At 47.8% G+C, this 19,390-nt stretch carries 12 protein-coding genes; 1 reads left to right on the top strand and 11 read right to left on the bottom strand.

The window, feature by feature from the left end; genetic code table 11:
- Nucleotides 1-56: 56 nt before the first annotated feature.
- Entirely contained in the window at nt 57-2,399 is a 2,343-nt protein-coding gene (locus PV783_RS20095) for a TonB-dependent receptor (RefSeq protein WP_079473008.1), read from the bottom strand.
- Between the two features lie 122 nt (nt 2,400-2,521).
- On the opposite strand from PV783_RS20095, the gene PV783_RS20100 reads away from it, so the two are divergent.
- Nucleotides 2,522-2,878 (top strand): hypothetical protein, encoded by a 357-nt coding sequence (locus tag PV783_RS20100; protein WP_111579810.1) that lies wholly within the window; start codon nt 2,522-2,524, stop codon nt 2,876-2,878.
- Nucleotides 2,879-2,948: 70 nt separating this feature from the next.
- Here PV783_RS20100 and PV783_RS20105 read toward each other — a convergent pair whose 3' ends face one another.
- The 10 genes from PV783_RS20105 to PV783_RS20150 all read right to left on the bottom strand — a co-directional run bounded on the left by PV783_RS20105 (nt 2,949) and on the right by PV783_RS20150 (nt 19,371).
- The gene (locus tag PV783_RS20105) at nt 2,949-5,381 is read right to left on the bottom strand and encodes a TonB-dependent siderophore receptor (RefSeq protein WP_420989335.1); all 2,433 of its coding nucleotides are present in this window, start codon (nt 5,379-5,381) and stop codon (nt 2,949-2,951) included.
- 102 nt (nt 5,382-5,483) lie between these two features.
- Nucleotides 5,484-7,373: a sensor histidine kinase gene (locus tag PV783_RS20110; RefSeq protein ID WP_420989336.1), complete on the bottom strand. Its 1,890-nt coding sequence runs from the start codon at nt 7,371-7,373 to the stop codon at nt 5,484-5,486.
- A gap of 142 nt (nt 7,374-7,515) precedes the next feature.
- The gene (locus PV783_RS20115) at nt 7,516-8,637 is read right to left on the bottom strand and encodes an efflux RND transporter periplasmic adaptor subunit (RefSeq protein ID WP_336389299.1); all 1,122 of its coding nucleotides are present in this window, start codon (nt 8,635-8,637) and stop codon (nt 7,516-7,518) included.
- Between the two features lie 30 nt (nt 8,638-8,667).
- On the bottom strand, nt 8,668-11,940 hold the full coding sequence (locus PV783_RS20120) for an efflux RND transporter permease subunit (protein WP_111579807.1): 3,273 nt from the start codon (nt 11,938-11,940) through the stop codon (nt 8,668-8,670).
- Between the two features lie 53 nt (nt 11,941-11,993).
- Nucleotides 11,994-13,376 carry a TolC family protein gene (locus tag PV783_RS20125; protein WP_336389298.1) on the bottom strand — a complete coding sequence of 461 codons (1,383 nt, stop codon included), beginning with the start codon at nt 13,374-13,376 and terminating at the stop codon, nt 11,994-11,996.
- 121 nt (nt 13,377-13,497) lie between these two features.
- The gene (locus tag PV783_RS20130) at nt 13,498-14,808 is read right to left on the bottom strand and encodes a sensor histidine kinase (protein ID WP_420989337.1); all 1,311 of its coding nucleotides are present in this window, start codon (nt 14,806-14,808) and stop codon (nt 13,498-13,500) included.
- Nucleotides 14,805-15,488 carry a response regulator transcription factor gene (locus tag PV783_RS20135; protein ID WP_079473001.1) on the bottom strand — a complete coding sequence of 228 codons (684 nt, stop codon included), beginning with the start codon at nt 15,486-15,488 and terminating at the stop codon, nt 14,805-14,807. The genes PV783_RS20130 and PV783_RS20135 overlap by 4 nt, the downstream gene beginning before the upstream one ends.
- A 443-nt stretch (nt 15,489-15,931) precedes the next feature.
- Nucleotides 15,932-17,140, bottom strand: coding sequence for a redoxin domain-containing protein (locus PV783_RS20140; protein ID WP_420989338.1), 1,209 nt, complete (start codon nt 17,138-17,140; stop codon nt 15,932-15,934).
- Between the two features lie 21 nt (nt 17,141-17,161).
- Nucleotides 17,162-18,271, bottom strand: coding sequence for a redoxin domain-containing protein (locus tag PV783_RS20145; RefSeq protein ID WP_420989339.1), 1,110 nt, complete (start codon nt 18,269-18,271; stop codon nt 17,162-17,164).
- Between the two features lie 14 nt (nt 18,272-18,285).
- Nucleotides 18,286-19,371, bottom strand: a complete 1,086-nt coding sequence (locus PV783_RS20150; protein ID WP_420989340.1) for a redoxin domain-containing protein — start codon at nt 19,369-19,371, stop codon at nt 18,286-18,288.
- Between the last annotated feature and the right edge of the window lie 19 nt (nt 19,372-19,390).

Consider the following 19,390-nt stretch of genomic DNA (forward strand, 5'->3'; position numbering starts at 1 on the left):
TCACTGCAACAAACGCAGGTTGCCGGAAGATATACATCCGGCAACCTGCTTTTTTTTTAGAATTTTAAAGTGACGCTTGCCAGGAAGTTCACCGGCTTTTGCGCGATACCATTGGTATCCCAGTATTTTTCATCCAGGAGGTTATTGCCTTTCAATGCCAGCCGGTATTTCGGTTGATCATAAAATACGGAAGCACTCAGCAAGGTATATCCCGGCAACAGAAAAGTATTGCTGGATTCAAACCAGGAGTCGCTTACATAGTTTCCGCCGGCGCCAAAGCCCAGTCCCTTCATCTTTCCGTAAGGCATATGATAGCTTACCCAGATATTAGCTACATCTTTAGGACTGCCCACAATCAGCTTTCCCTGTATAGCAGCAGACGCTTTCGTATACCTGTTCTCGTTATGAGCATAACCAGCAACGATATTCAGCCCTGCTACCGGGTTAGCCGCCAATTCCACCTCGTAACCCTTGCTGCGTTGTGTACCATCCTGGAACATAAATGTTTTTCCATCAACAATCTCCGTGCGGGTTACATTGGTAACATCAATGTTATAATAACTGGCGGAACCGCTTAATTTATTGTCGAGCAGTTCCACTTTTACACCACCTTCCCACTGGTTGCCCTTTTGCGGCTTCAGGTTCAGGATGGTATTATCCGGTTGTACAAGCGGCGCCAGGTTTACAAACCCATTCATATAGTTGGCAAATAAAGATACCTTGTCTTTCCACACCTGGTATACTATCCCCAGCTTGGGCGACAAAGAGGTCTGATTATAATCACCGGCATATTTACCGGTAGCCACCGTGTAAGTTCCGCCGGTAGTGAAGCGATCCACACGCAGGCTCAGCATGGTCATCAACGCCGGGGTGATGTTCAGTACATCAGAAGCGTAAACGCTGTAGCTGTTGGACTTTGTACGGGTAGCAGAAAATCCTTTCTGATAAGACAGGTCATCAATCAAATCAGGATTCAGTTCTTTTACCGGCTGATTTATATTCACCACATCATAATTCACCGTAACCCGGTTCAGGCTATTATAATTATAGTTGTAGTCGATGCCAATCACCAGGCGGTTTCTCAATGAAGCAATCCTGAAATCGCCGATGAAATTCTGTTGCAGCTGGATATTACCAAACGTTTCGGGTTTCTGGTTCCTCACGCTGCGCGCCATCGTAGAATCGGTGAGCAGGGTCATGTTGGTCCAGTAGAAATGTTTATAGAAGCCTTCAGAAAACAGGTAGTTGGTTTGGGAAGTCCAACTGTCCGATATTTTGTATTCGATCTGGCCCTGGATGTTGTTGATGCCATTGCTGATATCCGCTCCATTATTGATGTATGAACGCTTATACCCGATCTTAAGATCTTTAAAGCTTCTGGCGGTCACGTTTTTAAAATCATTTACGGCGTAGGTGCCGGTGGCGAAGTTGCCCCGGGTAATTTCCACATCTACCAGGAATTTCAACCGGTCGTTCACCTGGTAGGAGAAACTGGGAGCAATGGTATAATTTTTTGCATATCCCTGATCCTGGAAAGAGCCTTCCGTTTGCGCGCCGGCATTGAGCCTGAACAGCATGGAGTGGTCTTCATTCAGCGGGGTATTGATATCTGCAGTAAAGCGTGCAAACTCGAAGCTGCCGCCTGTGAAGCTTACGTTTCCGCCAAACTGTTCGTACGGTTTTTTGGTTACATAGTTATAGAGGCCACCGAAAGTGATGTTACGGTTGCTGCCAAACAAAGTACCGGAAGGGCCTTTTATTACTTCAACACGTTCCAGGATAACCGGGTTCAAAGGCACGATGGCGCTTGTAACCATGCCGTTCCGCATACCTGTGGCATTGGAAAAACCGCGGATGGTCATACCCTGGGAGCCGCCTACGGCGAAGTTGGGCACTGCACCGGGAATATTCCTGTAAATATCCGTACGCTCGGTGATCAGTTGTTCCTGCATCAGCGCCTTGCCTACTGTTTGGTATACCTGTGGGTTCTCCAGGTTTTTCAGCGGAAGCCGTGCTACCTGGTCCGTATTCTTATCAACAAATTTGTTACGGTTAGTATTAACTACAATTTCCCGCAGCTGTGTATCAGACAGTTCCAGCCGGAGGGATACATTTGTGGTTTGCCCCTTTTCCACGGTTACGTTTTGGGTAAGCGTCTGGTAACCGATCAGTGAAATTTCCAGTTGCCAGTCGCCGGCAGGTACCCGGTGAATGATGAATGTACCATCATTCCCGGTGATGGCATTTCTCGAAGTTCCTTTTATCACCACGGTTACCGAGGCGGCGGTTTGATTATCGCTGGTGGTTATTTTTCCTTTAATGGTACCGAAATCAGTTTCTGTATTGGATAAAGCATACAGCGGCAGTAATAAGATCAGGCAGTACAGCAATTTCTTCATGGTTGGATGCGAAAATTTTTGCAAAAATAGAACAAGGGAAACTGCATCGTTTTAACATTCCGGAAAAAAATCTGCTGGAAAAGAAAATTTTGATATTAGCTTAGCGGGCAAAGATCCCTTACATGAAAATTAAGCTTATCAGAAAATTCCTGGAATACGTTTACAATAATTATGTGGGCAATTTTTTAGGATTCGTTATCGGCATGGCGTCTACTCGCCTGGTATCCCATTACTTTACCACCCGCAGCATCCGGAATTTATGGGGACTTACCGCCCATAAAACCGTGGTAGACAAACACACCTACAATACAATGGAATGGACCATCTCTATCGTGATCGGTTTTATTGTGTTTGAAATTGTTTCCAAGTGGCTGAAGAAAAAGCTGAATGAAATATTGCCGAAATATAAATTCACGCAATGGATGGTGGATGCTGAGGAGAAAGCGCCACCGGCCAATAATACTACTACTGCTGCGTAACAAAGAAGCCGGCACAAAAAAGAGGATGTTCAAAAATGAACATCCTCTTTTTTCTTATGTAGTATTGTATTTAGAACTTATAGGTTACGTTTCCGGAAAAACGTCTGGGCATCTGTGGCTCAATGGTGCTCCAGCCTTTGTAGTATTCTTTATTACCAATGTTATCCAGTTTGAAGGCTACATTGAATTTGTTGGTGTTATAAAACAGGGAACCATTTAACACGGTGTAGGACGGTAAAGTGAATACGCCGGTGGTGAGCCTGTTCAGGATCATGTTTTCGCTGGCATAGTTGCCACCGAAGCCGATACCAAAGCCTTTCACAGGGCCGTTCTGGAATTTGTAGGTTACCCAAAGGTTCGCCAGGTTTTTAGGGCCGGCTTCTTCGGGGCGTCTGCCTTCATAATCTTTATCATCTGTTTTCACGAATTTGCTGTCGTTGTAGCTATAGCCTCCGGTGATGTTCAAACCGGCTACCGGGTTAGCCACGATTTCCGCTTCCACGCCGCGGCTGGTTCTTTCGCCGCCTTGTGTATAGCCGGCTGTAGGGCCGCCGCCTACCTGCATGATGATATCTTTCACTTTAATATCGTAGTAGCTTACAGACCCCGTGATCATACCACCTAACAGGTTTACTTTCACACCGCCTTCCATTTGATTGGCCTGTTCAGGACGGAAAGTTTGCCAAACATTATCGCTGGCGCGTTGTCTTGGTGCGCTGTTGGTGAAACCGTTCATATAGTTCGCAAAAACAGACAGCGTATTCAGGATGGGCTGGTACACGATACCGAATTTAGGCGACAGGGCGGTTTGTTCGTATTTCTCGTTGGTACCGGCAGTAAGACCACCATTCTTGAAATGATCTACACGCAAACTGGCCATTACAGATAAGCTGGGCAGGATGTTAAATACATCTGACACGTAAGCACTGTATGTTTCCTGTTTGAGGTTGGAGTTATCTATTGAGGAAGCGTTCAGCAATGAATCGGTATGTTGCCTGGAAAGAATGCCGTTGTCGTTACCAGCCATATCTACCAGGCCGTTCATTACATACCCGGTGCTGTTGCCTTGTGTCTGACGGCTGAAATAATCCAGTCCGGCTACTACCCTGTTACGGAACTGGCCTATCTTAAAGTCGCCCATAAAGTTCTGCTGGATATCGGTGGTATTGGTACTACCGTTCTGGTAGCTGATATACCGGGCAAAGGTCGGCGAAATGTTAGGGAAACCTGGTATGGCTGAAGAAGCCTCATACAGGTAAGAATAATATCCCTCTGATTTGGCGGTTCCTCTTGATACGATGGTTTGTGAGGTCCAGGTATCGGACAATTTATAGATAGCCTGCGCCTGGATGCTACTGGTAGGCGTTTTGATGCTGAGGTTATTGCTGGTATAAGAGCGTTTGTTGTCGTATCCCAGCTCCTGCAGGTTCTTTGCAAACAGCGCGGTGCCGCGGTCGAGGAACAGCATGGTAGGGTTAGTACTTTCTGTAGAAAGGAATTCGGTGTTCAGCATCAGCGTGAGGCGGTCGCTTGCATGGTAAGTAAGCGATGGTGCGATGTAGCGTTTCTTCACGAAGCCGGCATCCTGGAAGCTGTTTTCATCATGATAAGCGCCGGTTACGCGCAGCAGCACTTTGTTATCTTTATCCAGCGGGGTATTGATATCAGCGGTAATACGGTTGAGGCCATAGCCGCCGCCGGTGTAGCTGATTTCGCCGCCGAAGTGGTCGTATGGCTTTTTGGTAACCGTGTTGATCAAACCGCCGTAGGAAATTACGGAGCTGCCGTACAGTGTACCGGACGGGCCTTTCACTACTTCAATCCTTTCCACGTTGGCTACATCCAGGCCGCCATTGGTTAAGCCGGGCAAGCCGTTTACCAGCGTAGGTTGTACTGCGAAGCCACGGAGCGAGAAGTAACCTGCGCCATCACCGGCACGACCGGTAGATGACCATAATTTGCTGATACCAGGCGCATTGTTAAGCGCATCTTCATAGCGGGTTACCACCTGGTCTTTTATCAGTTCGCTGGAGATAACGCTGTATACCTGCGGATTCTCAATATTCTTTAATGGCAGTTTTGCCACGTATTCACTGCTTCTTTTGGTATACTTGTTCCGGGAGGCGGTTACCTCCACTTCATTCAGGTTCTTTTCTGAGATATTCAGCTGAAGATTGATGGTAACGGTTTTATCTTTTTCCACCGTTACCTGCTGACTGGTAGTTTCATATCCTGTGAGAGATACCTGGATGGTATAATTTCCCGGTGTGATGTTGCGGAGTAAATAAGTACCGTTATCGTCTGTGAGGGTTGTTTTTTTAGTGCCTTTTAACACTACTACCACGCCTGGCGCCGGTTTATTGTCCGATGTGGTGATGAGTCCTTTGATACTGCCGCCGTTGTCTATTTCTTCGGCGAATGATGTGCCGGATACGATTGTTGACAGGAACAGTAAACACCATGCTGTTCTTTTTAAAAATTCCCTTATCATAGCTTTCTCCATTGTCTGGTTCCTTAAAATTTGCTGGCGCAAAGTTCGGGGAGGGAGGTATGCGGAGACAGACGGATACGGAATTTGATTTACGCAATCGGGAAAAAATTATCACTAACTGGCTTTTTCTAACGCAGGATTACGTTTAGGCAAAGTAACAAAAAACGTTGTGCCGCTGCCAGGCACGCTTTCAAACCAGATGCGGCCTTTATGTGCTTCTACAATTTGCCTGGATATGGCCAGTCCCAGGCCGAAAGATTCTTCGCCGGCAGTGCCTCTCCTCTTCGTTTCTGTAAACATTTGAAATATTTTACCTTGCATTTCAGCAGGAATACCAATCCCATTGTCTTTTACAACAATCTCCACTTCGTCCTGTTTTTCCTCCAGCTGTACGCCAATATTAGCTCCATCGGGGCTGAATTTAATGGCATTGGTAATCAGGTTGCTTATTACCCGCCATATCTTTTCCCTGTTCACATACGAGGTTGTATGGGACGCATGCAAATTAATTTTTTGATTTTTTATTCCTGCTTTGAACTGCAGCAGGTCCACACAATAATGAATCAACTGATACATATCTACTGCTTCTTTTTTTAATTCTTCTGCGCGGCTGTTTATCAATAAAAGATCTGAGGTCAGCTCCAGCGAGTTCTCTCCCGCAGTTTTGATAAGGTTCAGCATCATCTCGTCATCCTCAGAGCGTGGCGCTTCCTGCAGCAGCAGTGTAGCGATGGAGGTCATAGCGCCAATGGGGCTGCGGAGATCGTGGGCTACTATTCTCATTATCCTTGTGTTTTCCTCCTGGCTTTGCTCCAGCACGGAGAGCGTTGTTTGCAGGTTGTTATTCTGCTCGGATATTTTCTGATTCAAACGGTGTAATACACGGTATTGCCGGTAAATAAAAGCTACCAGCAATGCGCTGACACCACATAAGGCGATTAACAGCCAGATTTTCGCTTGCTTGTTACGGTTGCTGATTTCCAGTAGTTTATTATCCTCCTCTACCATATTATATTTAACATAGTCGCCGATGAAATTTTTCAGGTTTTCGTTTTCTTTTGTAAGCGCTTCTTCCAGTACCCCATGCGCCTGGTCGATCTTTGCGGCATTGCCGGTTAAGCGGGTAGTCTCCAAAATTGCACGGGACGCTGGTATCATCATATTCATGTAGCCCGATTCTTTTACCAGCTGGTAAGCCTGCTGATAGTATTTCAGCGCACTGTCTGCATTATTCTTATGGTAATCGCCCAGGGAGACCAGGCTATTCATTTCAAGGAGTTCCATACTTATAGCCCTGGACCTGTGCAGGGTTTCCTCAATTAATGGCAGTGCCTCCTCCCTGTGGCCCTGTTGAAGCAGACGGGTTGCCTGTATCTGCATAACAAGAATGGGGATCCATTCCATTTTATACCGGCGGGCAATTGCTGATGATTTGCCCAGGTAATAGCTGGCGCTATCATTGCTGAGCAACGGGGTAAACATACAATAATTAACATAGAGTAAACTCAGGATACTGTCTTGCTTTAGATGCCGACCCGCCTTCATGGCTTGCCGGAAGAATGATTCAGATTTTATGCTATCAGGTATTACTGCATATACCAGCGCCATATTCATGAGTACCTGGACAATATTGGAGGTATCGTTCAGTTGCCGGTAACCGGTAAGTGCCCCGCTATACACTGCCAGTGCTTCCCTGTATAGTCCTCTACAGCTGAAGGCTGTACCGATAACGTTATCCGCATCTATTTCGCCTTTAGCATAGTGCAGCCTGCCGGCGAGCGCCTTTGCTTTCATCCCGTAATAAAAACAACTGTCGATGCTTTTAGCCTGGTAAAGCAGCCCAACGCGATTCATGCCATCCACCAGTTCGATGCTGTCACGGATAGAGGAAAGCCGCGCCTGTTCTTCCCATATCAAAGCAGACTGGCCACAGGCTTTAGGATATTGGAGGAAAAGTAGCGCAACAAACAGCAGGAGTATGGTTAATTTTGCAGGTGTATTCATGTTATGGGGAAAAAATTCATATATACAATTTACACTTTTTTTTAAGTAATTTATTGAGAAGGACTTTCGGCCTATATGCGGACAGCCATAAAAAAAAGCCACCCCCTTGCGGGAATGACTTTTCTCTTCATCCACTATCTATCTACTTAACTTTTACATTTGGAGCGGGTGCATCATTCCGTACTTCTTCAGTGGCGGTAGCCACCAACGTATCGCCGACGTTCAGTTCCCCAAACACTTCGGTTTTACCGTTTTCACTGCGACCTGTAGTTACTGGTACCCATTTTGTTTTCTTGTCCTGTATTTTCACCACGAATACGCCGGTGGTAGAATTGAGGACAGCAGAAGAAGGTACCACGAAGTTGCTGGCATTGCCGGTGAGCGGAATGGCTACTTCTGCCACCATACCGGGCAACAACGATTTATCATTATTGGCTACATCAATTTCAATATGCTGGGAACGGAGCTTGCGGTCCAGCGCGCCTGCAAGGCGGATCACCTTTCCTTTAAACTCTTTGTTGTTCAGGGATCTTACTTTAAAAGCCACTTCACTCTGGTTAGTGAGGTAGCTGGTATAGGCTTCCGGTACGCTTACCACCAGCCTGAGTTTCTTTTGCTCCTGTAAGGTGAAGATGGGCATTTCAGAACCCTTTCCGGAAGGGCCCACATAAGCGCCGGCGCTTACATTACGCGCGGTGATCACCCCGCTGAAAGGCGCGCGGATCTCGAGGTAGTTGCGGTTATCGCCTACTTCGCGGTGTGCGGCTTTGGCGGCGTCGAGCTGGGCCAGGTCGGATTTCTGGCGGGCAAAGGCCAGGTCCAGGTCATTCTGTGAAACGGTACCGGGGGTTTTGCTGGTTTCGAGCAGGCGGTCGTATGTAGCCTTGCTCGATAAATAGATGGCCTCCTGCGACTTTAACCTGGACTCTGCACCGGAGAGCTGTGAATTGATTTCAGGCGCTTCCATAGTGGCCAGCAGCTGGCCGGCAGATACTTCACTGCCCACGTCTACACTCATCTTCTTAATAAAACTGCTCACTTTGGCATAAAGATCTACCTGCTGGAAAGCGATCAGCTCCCCGGGGATTTGTATAGAGGAAGACAAGCTACCCTGGGTCAGGGAGAAAACTTCAACAGCAGGCGCTGCTGCAATGGCGGATGTTTCTTTCCCCTCTTTGGCGCCGGAGGTACTGCAACTGTACAGTCCTGCGATGATCACCATTGCTGACAATAAAGGAAATGTAATACGGAAACCGCTGTTCATAAAATATATTTTAATAGAATTAGATAATGGTCAGGCTTTTTCGTCTGATGGGATATAGTGAATACTTTCTTCGTCTCTTGGATGCAGTGATACGCTTTGTGTGCCTGCTTTACCTTGTCCCCATGCAAACGCAAGCGGCAAAATAAACAGTGCGGCAAAGGTGGAAGCTATCAGTCCGCCTACTACTGCCCTTCCCAATGGCGACGACTGATCACCGGCCTCACCCAGTCCGCTGGCCATAGGAATCATACCTACCACCATGGCGAGGGCTGTCATCAGGATAGGCCGCAAACGCAATGCCGCCGCTTCTGTGGCAGACAAGAGCGCATCGCCGTTATGCTTGCGCAGCTGCTCTGCATTTGTGATCAGCAATACCGCATTGGAAATAGATACCCCTACCGACATGATCATACCCATGTAAGATTGCAGGTTCAAGGTAGAACGGCACAACATCAGCAACACCAGTGATCCCAGCAATACCGCCGGCACGGTGGCCAGTACTACAGCAGATACTTTGAACGACTGGAAGTTGGCGGCCAGCATCAGGAAAATCACCACGATAGCTACCAGCAAGCCACTCTGCAAACTATCCAGCGTATCGGTGAGCGTATTGCTTAACCCGATCAGGTCCACGTTCAGGCCACGCGGCAGCGTTCCCAACCCGGCAATGGCTTTCTTTACATCCTTTGCCGCCGAACCAAGATCGGTATTATTCAGGTTAGCCGTTACCGTTAGTGTGGGCATGGCGCCGAGGTTATCAACCTCGCCATAAGTGGTATCTACCGACATGGTAGCCACATCACTCAGCAACGGACGGGAATTATTTCTCAGCAACGGAATTTCACCAATCTGTTCTTTGCTGTTCATCTTACTTTCCGGTACCTGTACCTGTACGTTATAACTCAAACCGGCTTTTTCATCTACCCATATATTCTTTTCCGTTAACCTGGAAGAAGAAGTAGACGCCACGAGTGAACGGGAAATATCGTTCATATCCACGCCCAGCTGCGCCGCCCGGATACGGTCTATATTTACATTGATAGAAGGGTACTTAATAGATTGCCCTATTTGTACGTCGCGCAGGTAAGGCAGCTTATTTAATTCCGCAATCAGTTTCTGTGCATATTGCTCACCCAGTTTACGGTCACGACCTGCGAACCTTACTTCAATGGGTGTTGGTGAACCCTGGCTAAGGATCTTATCCGTTAGTTCTATAGGTTCAAAAGAAAGTTTCATCGTTGGATCAATCATCTTTGCCTTCTCCCGGATCTTATCTTTTAACTCATCCAGGTTGGTGTGATAATGTTCGCTGAGTGATACCTGTAATACTGCTTCGTGCGGGCCTGCCATCCAGAGGAAGATAGGCGCGGTGGAAAACAGCTGCGGGTGCATGCCGATGTAGGCCGAAGTAATGGATACATTTTCTTTTCCCACGATCTGGTTAATACCATCCAGTAATTTGATGGTTTGTTGTTCCGTACGTTCAATACGGGTACCATCCGGCACGCGCATTCTTACCTGGAACTGGCTGCCGTTCACTTTTGGCAGTACATCACGGCCAATGTTGGCGAGCAGCAATACCACGATCCCGCAAACCACCACCAGGTAGCCAATCACAATAGGTTTACGGTAAGGCATCATTCTTTTGATAAAGCGCAGGTAGCGGTTTCTCAGTTGTTCGAAGCGGCTGATTTTTCCGTTACCGTTAAAGTCTCCGCGCTCTACCAATACTTTTTTCTGTTCCCAGGTATCTTTCTCCCCGGAAAGACCAGCAGCTGCAAATTCCTCCGCGTCGGTCATCTCCCCTCCATCTGCTTTCTTGTGATGTTTTACTTTCATCACCCAGTTGGCCATGATAGGTACAAATGTTTGTGCCAGGAAGTAAGAGATAATCATGCTGAATCCTATAGCCAAAGCCAGCGGCAGGAACAGGGAGCCGGGGATACCGCCCATTGTAAAGGCCGGCGCAAATACCGCGAGGATACAGAACAGGATCAGTAATTTAGGGAATGCAATTTCCTGGCAGGCATCCCAGATAGCCAGCGCTTTGGGTTTCCCCATATCCAGGTGCTGGTGTATATTTTCTATGGTCACCGTACTTTCATCAACCAGGATACCGATGGCCAGCGCCAATCCGCTCAGCGTCATGATATTGATGGTTTGCCCGAACAGGCTCAGGAAAAGTACTGCTGAAATAATGGAGGTGGGAATGGTGAGGATCACAATCATTGCGCCGCGCGGATCACCCAGGAACAACAGCACCATCAAACCCGTGAGGATAGCGCCGATGGTACCTTCTGTGAGCAAACTTTTTACGGAGTTGATTACGTAGGTCGACTGGTCAAATTCATAGCTCAGTTTCACATCTTCCGGCAACTGCGCCTGCATTTTCGGCAATGATTTCTTCAGGTTCTGCACTACTTCCCAGGTAGAGGCATCCGCGCCTTTGGCGATGCTCAGGTATACCGAGCGACGGCCGTTTACCAGCGCATAACCAGCCGTAACATCGGCGCCGTCTTCTACAGTAGCTACATCTCTCAGGTAAAGATTTTGTACATCTCCCTTAAACAAGGGAATATTTTCAAAATCTTTTACGTTACGGATCGTCGTGTTGGCGGGTGTGATGTAGTTATTATTCCCGATACGCACGTTACCGGAAGGAGCGGTTTGGTTATTGAGACGCATAGCTTCCACCAGTTGATCCGGTGTCATATTATGCTGACGGAGCAGTTCAGGATCGGCTTTGATTACCACGGTACGCATGTTACCACCAAATGGCGTAGAGCCTATCAGCCCCGGAATGGAGGTAAAGGAAGAACGTACGTACACGTTCGCCATATCCAGCAATTCGTTGTTGGAGCGTTTATCACTGCTCAATACCAGTTGGCCTACCGGTAAGGTAGAGGCATCAAAGCGGATAATAAACGGCGGGTTGGAACCAGGCGGAAAAATGGCCTGGATCCTGTTGGAAAAGGCGCTCACTTCAGCGGCTGCCTGCGCCATATTGGTACCAGGGTAAAAGTTGATCTTCATCAGCGTAAGCCCCTGGATATTTTTTGTTTCTATACTTTTAACACCGTTTACAAACAGGAATATGTTGATATATTGTTTGGCAAAGAAGGATTCCATTTGTTTGGGAGTATATCCCCCAAAAGGGTGCGACACATAGATCACCGGCATGTCCAGCTTCGGGAAGATGTCAATCTTAATCGTATTGACTGCTTTGATCCCGAAAAAGAACAGGCCGGCAACAAGTACCAGGATGGTAATAGGTTTTTTTAATGCAAAACTGATTAAGTTCATGGTAATGAAGTGTTGATAAATAAAGCCATCAATGGCGTCCGTTTAACGAAAAGCTAATTTTCAAAGATGCTGAAGTCCCCTACTGCGGCGGCTTTCAGCAATAGCGCCTGCCATACATTACTATATGCAATATCCTTGTCTGTTTCTGCCCTGATCAATGCGTACAGCGCCTGTGTTACATCTACCAGGTTGGTCAGTCCGTTTTTATACAATACTGATTTCTGGAGATAGGCGTCTGAAGCGGCTTTCACCTGTACGGGCGATTCCAGGTAGTTATCCAGTGCGTTTTTGATTTTTATATCAGAGAGGTTCAGCTGTGCGCGGATCTGCTGGTCTGCCAGGTTGTATTCGTCCTGTAAGCCCTGGCTGATGAGCTGTTGCGACCTTACCTGCCGCGAAATGCGGAAGGGCTGTGTAATATTCCAGGTAACGCCTACACCGAGCAGGTAGTTGGTGCGGGTAGGTTTTATACCATCCCAGTAGTTATGCGTAAAGTCTGTTTGATCGGTAGCATAGCCGCTGTTAAACCCGGAGCCTCTTGTCTGTAATACGCCGACCAGCGTAAACGCCGGGTAATAAAAGGTTTTAGCATACTTTGCCTGTTCATCACTGAGGGCGATCCTGCTTTTGTACCATTGCAGCAGCGGGTGACTCTCCGGGGAAAATGTTTGCTGCGGCAGTGCCGGGATGCGGGCTACATAAGAGGTATCCAGTGTAAATTCCCGGGGGCTGATGCCCAGCAGTTGTGCCAGTTCATTGCTTTGTGTTTGTTCAAAATCCCTTGCTTTGGTGAGGGCAATTTTTGCGTTGGAGTATTCCGCGTTGGCCTGTGAGGAGTCAACTCCTGCTATCAGTCCGTTTTTCACGCGGGTTACCACTACCCTTCTGATAGTATCTGCACGTTCCAGGTTTTCCTGGTAGGAGCGCGTGAGTTGCTGCGCTGCTACGAGATTTAAATAAGTGGCCGCCACTTTTATTTTGTGCTTAAAAATCTCCTGTTGCCAGTCTTTATCGTTCTGAGCGGCGGCCGCTAATGCTGTTTTAACTTTTTCCTTTGCCCTGCCGAAAGCAAAGAAGTCCCAGTTGATATTAGTAAGGTATAATGCGCCGAAAGCGGCATTCCAGTTCTGATGATCGAGTGGTAAGCCGGAGGAAGCCACGCTTAGGCCTCCGAAGCCGTACAGGGGGCCGTTCTGGCCGTTTACAGTACCATAGTCCTGCTGTGCTGCCACATTGAAATTAGGCAGGTAATCGCGGCGTGCCTGGGACACCTGTTCCCTGGAAGCTGCGGTGTAGCTGGCTTTGGCACGGATAGTTCCATAGTTGGCAATGGCCGTGTCAATAGCCTGCTTTAAGGTAAATACCTGTTGTGCATATAAATTGTAGCCTGAAAACAGGGATACAACCGCCAACAGCAAATATTTCTTACTCCACATGAATAAATAGATTTTACGGTTGAAATGTCCTGAAGGATATTCAACTGCAAAATTTCTGTATCATTTTGAAGTAAACTTGAAGGAAAGTGGAAATATGGATTTTTTTTTGTGAGATGGACAATTAAACGGCTACTGCGGCCGCTGCGGGCAAGGCATCGCTGTTTACTGTCTGTTTTTTGTAAAAACACACCTGTATTTTATGCCATCCATCGGCATAGTTGTAATCCACATCATAGCCGTTCACCTCGCAGATCTGTTTTACGATGGCCAGTCCGAGCCCGATGCTGTCGTTGCTCTGGTTACTTTTCTTAAACCGCTGGAACAGTTCACACGTAGGGATTTGCGGCGGTATGCCGGTGTTGCTGATGCTCAGCTCCCGGTGGGTGAGCAACATCTTTATTTGTCCGCCGTCACGGTTATGCCGGATGGCATTGCTCAACAAGTTGCTGATGAGCATTTCGGCAAGGGCCGGGTGGATATTGAGCGGAATATTTTTATCGAGATTAGTAGTGAGGGCAATTTCGCGCATGCTGATCCAGTCATCATAAGTGGCAATCACATCTTTTACCACGCGGCAAAACTTGAGGCTTTCCGTTACTTTAAACTCCTGGTTTTCCAGTTTGGTGAGCAAAATGAGAGAGCGGTTGATATGCGACAGCTTTTCAATGGCATTCTGCATATCCCCTATCAGCGCGGCCTGCACGCCATCTATATTGGTTTCAGATAACAGTTCTATTTTGCTGCGGATCACGGCCAGCGGTGTTTGTAATTCGTGCGATGCGTTTTCGCTGAATTCTTTTACGGCGGCGTAATCTTCCATTGCTTTATCGGTCATTTTGCCGAGGAACACATTCAGCTCTTTAAATTCGGTGGTGCTGGTTTCCGGCAGCTGCAGTTTATTCTTTTGTTTCAGGTCGAAGTTGTGAATGGCTTTCATGGTGCGGCGCAGCGGGGAAAAGATTTTCCCGGAAAGCAACCTTGCGGTAACGGATACTGCGAAGATCATGAGCAGCATTTTCCATACTACGGTGCTGAGCATACCACGGAATATTTCTTCCGACTTGATCACATAATTATAGGAGGAAATTTTATATTGCTGGTCGCCGATTTTGTACCAGGAGTCTACCGTGATGCGGCATTCCTTCTTCCCAAGATCTTCTGCTATAAAATTGTCTTTTGTTACAAGCACTTTCTTTTCCGGCAGCGGGCCTGCTACAGTAGTAATAGCAATGGGGCGGCCGTGGGTGTAGCGGTCGGGCTTTTCGCCGGCCATCATTTGTTGTGCCACGCGGTCGTTCACGGCGGTCATGCGGGCCACTTCTGCTTCATCGAGATGTTTCTTGATATTATTACGCGATATCACCATTGTAACCGGTGTTATCAGGAATACGATCCCTATAAACCAGAGTGTTATTTTATTAAGCAGCTTCATGTTTTGGAGGTATTAAATTTGTACCCTAATCCATAAACCGTTTCTATATAGTCTACTCCTTCTGCGGCGCTGATCTTTTTTCTCAGATTTTTTACGTGCTGGTAAACGAAGTCGAAGTTAGCCAGGTTATCGGTATAGTCTCCCCAGAGGTGAGCGGCGATGGCCTGTCGTGACAGTACACGGTTCTTATTTACCACAAAATACAACAACAGGTCGAATTCCTTGCGTGTTACATCCAGGAGGGAGTTATTAATAAGTGCCTCCATTGTGTCGGTATTGAGTTCTATTTCGTTAAAAACAACGAGGTTATTGCCGTCCAGCTTCTTGCGGCGGTAGATAGCCCTCAGGCGGGCATGCAGCTCCGGCAGGTGGAAAGGCTTGGTAACATAATCGTCTGCGCCGCGTTCGAGGCCATTTACTTTATCGTCGAGGGCATCTTTCGCGGAAATGATCAGTACCCCGCTGCTGATATTCTCCTGGCGGATAAAATTGAGGAGTTCCATGCCGTTGCCATCCGGCAGCATGATATCCAGCAGGATACAGTCGTAAGTGAAAAGAGAAAGCTTTTCCCGGGCTGTTTCCACATCATAAGCCAGTTCGCTGATATACTTTTCCCCGTTGAGGTAGTCGGAAATACCGCTGGCCAGTTCCTTGTTATCTTCTACAATCAATACTTTCATAAAAACACACCTGGGTGCAAAGTGCGGAGTAAATTTATAGCAAATTTGAAGTTTTTGCGGATTTTGTCTTTAGCGGATTTTGTCTTTCCCCGGATTACGCTGATTTTGCTGATTTTACTTTTTCTTTTGGAGATGGGGTGTTGAAAGATACGCCTGGAGATGATATAGGCTATACTTTGCAGTTGCTTTGCACATGCTTAGGAGATACATTGAACATGCCTTTGACATGGAGAGAACGTGGAGGTGACGTGGAGGGGATGTGGACTTGATCGGTAACGTATTGGGTATCAATGCGCTATATAGAGTCCGCTTGCGTTCTTTGTGAAGATGTTGCGGAGAAAGATATTGTATATCAATGTTTTACGCATACCATCAAAGATAACCCTGACCGGCGGAAATACCAAAAAAAATCCCCGCAGTTTTGCTGCGGGGACGTTTTTTGTTTATGCGCCAAAAATCTCTTTCAGTTTCTTATTCATGGCTTCATCGTCTTCCCCGCCACCGCCGTAGCGGCCGATGATCACGCCATTGGGATCGATCAGGATTTTGGTGGGGAGAGAATGGATGCCGTAGTAGTCGCTTACATCTTCAGGGTTGGGCAGGTTCTTTTCGCGCTTGCTCCAATCGAGCCCGCGGAGTACATGCCGCCAGATGCCGATACCGTCCTGGTTAACGGCTTTCTTCCAGGCTTCATGGTTGGAGTCGTCGTCGGAAATGCCGATGATTTCAAAGCCTTTGGCGCTGTATTTACTATATAGCTCCTTCAGGTGGGGATTGCCTTTGCGGCAGGGACCACACCAGCTGGCCCAGAAGTCGAGCATCACGTATTTGCCTTTGAACTCCGCCAGGCTGATACTTTTGCCATTGATATCGGTTTTGGTGAACTCGTGGGCAGGGCTGCCGGGGGAGCCGGCACGCAGGCCATCCAGTTCCTTTTTGATTTCGAGGCCATCGGTGCTTTGCTGCATGGCCGGCGACATTTTTGCATAAAAGGCTTCGCCTTCCTGCAAAGGCATGTTGCTTATGCGGAAGCGAAGCAGCTGTGCAGATACATAGGCGTTGGGATGCCGGGTGACAAAGGCTTTATCTGTTTTTTCCATGGCCTCATAGTAAGGCTCCATCTGGTCTTTCAGCTTATCCAGCTTTGTTTTATAGGATTCCAGCGTTGCCTCCGGCTTCTTTGCTCTGATGGCGGCAATGTATTCTTTATTCAGCTTATTAAAAGCGTCCGATAACGGCTGGAGCTTTTTCTGGATAGGTGCGCGGGCAGCGGTGAGCAGATCCTGGTCCAGCTGGGATTTGGAGCCGGTGAGTTTTGCTTCCTTCAGCCGCCCGGTGGCGGATGTCAGCTTCATAGAGGCTGCTTCCATGAAGAAGGAGGCCATGTCTCCTTCGCCGTACCTGGCGGCGTTTTTATCTAAATAAAGACGTCCTTCTACCGGCTGCACCAGTTTACCACTGAAAGTGAACTGCCCGTTTTTCGACAATGCGCTGTCGGTCCGGTATTCCTTGTCGCCTTCCGCATAACTGAGGTACACGTAGCGATTGGGCAGGCCCTTAATATCTCCCGTAAGGGTAAATGGTAACTTTTCCTGCGCCTGTGCCCCGAATTGCAGGGCTATAAAAGGAAGGGCAATGAGACTATATTTCATGCTGCTGTTTTTTTGAGATGATTATAACACTTCCGCGAGTTTCTTCTCCAGTTCCTCACCGCGCAGATTTTTGGCGATAATTTTACCGGTTGGATCTACGAGGAAGTTAGCCGGAATACCATGGATATCATACTGTTTGGCTACGGCGTTGTTCCAGAATTTCAGATCAGACACGTGTGTCCAGGTAAGGTTATCCTGGTGGATGGCGTTGAGCCACTTTTCTTTGCCATTGGGCTGGTCCAGCGATATGCCGAGTACGGTGAAATTTTTACTGTTGTATTTCTTAAAGGCTGCCACTACGTTTGGATTTTCTTCCCGGCAGGGGTGGCACCAGCTGGCCCAGAAATCCACGAGTACATATTTACCGCGGAAATCTTTTAAGGAAACGGGGTTGCCTAATGTATCATTTTGGGTGAAGTCGGGCGCCATGCTGCCAATGCCGGTGAGTTTATTCACGCGGATGCTGTGGGCAATCCGTTTTGCAGGGCCGTTTTCCTTTGCGGCGGCAGACAATTTATTAAAGATACTTTCTTGTTCATCGAGCGGCACATCGTTGAGGTGCGACAGCAACGATGCACTGATCCCGGATTTGGGATGTTGCAGGATCCATTGTTTGGTGAGGTTTGCGCTCTCTTCCCGCATCCTTTTCAATTCGGGTTGCAGGGCAGCCAGTCCGGCAGAATCCCTTGCTTCATATAATTTATTAGCCTGTTTGTAAAGGTCTTCCTGGCCTTTTAGTCCGGGCGCCTGTTTCAGCATGGCCTCGTATTCGTTGTTGTCCTTTACGTATTGCGGGCCGGAGAAAGTAACCTCCTTAAACATAGGCCCATCGCCTTTTATGGTGAGGTTACCTTTATCCAGGTAATACAGGAACAGGCTATTGGGTTCATACTTTTTCCCGATCTGGATTATGTAGAAGTCGGCTTCGCCGGGGGCGATGTTTGTTTTGATCGTGAATCCGCCGGCGGTAGTTTGTACCGAATCGCGGCGATCGTCGTTGCCCTGTGAGCGCCAATACACCCATTGTCCTGCTGGCAGGTCTTTGATAGTAGCGGTGATGGTCGTGTTTTGCTGTGCATGGGCCGCTGCGGTAATTAATGCAGCTGCCAGTAAGGTGGTTATTTTTTTCATACCTGCGTTGTTTTTTACTTTAATATTTCGGCCAGTTTGGTATGTAGTGCAGTTCCTCTTAATTCTTTGGCGATGATGATGCCCTGCGGATCTATCAGGAAAGAAGACGGGATGGCCTGGATACCGTATTCCTGCGCTACCTCGTTGCGGAAGCCTTTCAGGTCGGATACCTGCATCCAGGGCATGCCATCCTGCTTAATAGCTTCTTTCCATTTATCGGCCTTATCATCGAGCGATACGCCGAGAACGGTGAAGTTTTTGTCTTTGAATTTGTTGTAAGCCTTCAGCACGTTGGGGTTTTCTGCGCGACAGGGCCCGCACCAGCTGGCCCAGAAATCGAGCAGTACGTATTTGCCTTTGAAGTCGGACAGGTGAATGGGTTTACCATCTACATCACCCTGGGTAAAATCGATCATCGGCTGACCGATAGCACTCTTTTTCAAAACGGCGAGACGCTTTGCCAGTCGTACGCCGGTAGCGGTTTGTTGTGCTGCGGGGGTGAGTGTACGGAACATACTATCTACCGGTGCGTATTCTCCCATCACCGCCATATCGGCCACCATACTTACGCTCAGCGCACTTTCCGGATGCGCTTTGATATATGCTTTGGTACGGCCACGGCGTTGATTGCGCAGGGATTCGAGCGTTGCTTCCAGCGCTGCTTTCGCGGTATCATTATCTTTTACCTCATCATACTTTGAATAGAGGGTATCTTCCTGGCTGGTGATATCCGTGATCGATTTTTTAAAGGCTTCGTAAGCATCCTGTGTAGCGGAGCCGGTGATCTTTATCTGGTCTGTTGAATCCATATTTCCGTTTACCTGTATGGCGGCATTTTCCATGAACAGTTCCAGGTAGCGGGTGGAGGTGCCGATATATATTTTTTGTGGCTCCGTGATGTTACCGGTCCAGGTGAAGCGCCCATCTTTTACCGGCACCGTATCTGTTTTAGCCGAATCGGCTACCGGTATGGAGATGAAAACAACGGAGTCTTTCAATCCGCGCAGTTCCGCTGTAATACTGGCAGACGGGGCTTTGGGCTGACTGCAGGCGGCGGCCAGCAGCAGCGTTGTAAACATGGTGGGTGTGTGGATCTTCATACTGAATATTTAAAGGTTA

The sequence above is a fragment of the Chitinophaga sp. CC14 genome (assembly GCF_048957795.1).
In the GTDB taxonomy this organism is placed as follows: domain Bacteria; phylum Bacteroidota; class Bacteroidia; order Chitinophagales; family Chitinophagaceae; genus Chitinophaga; species Chitinophaga ginsengisegetis.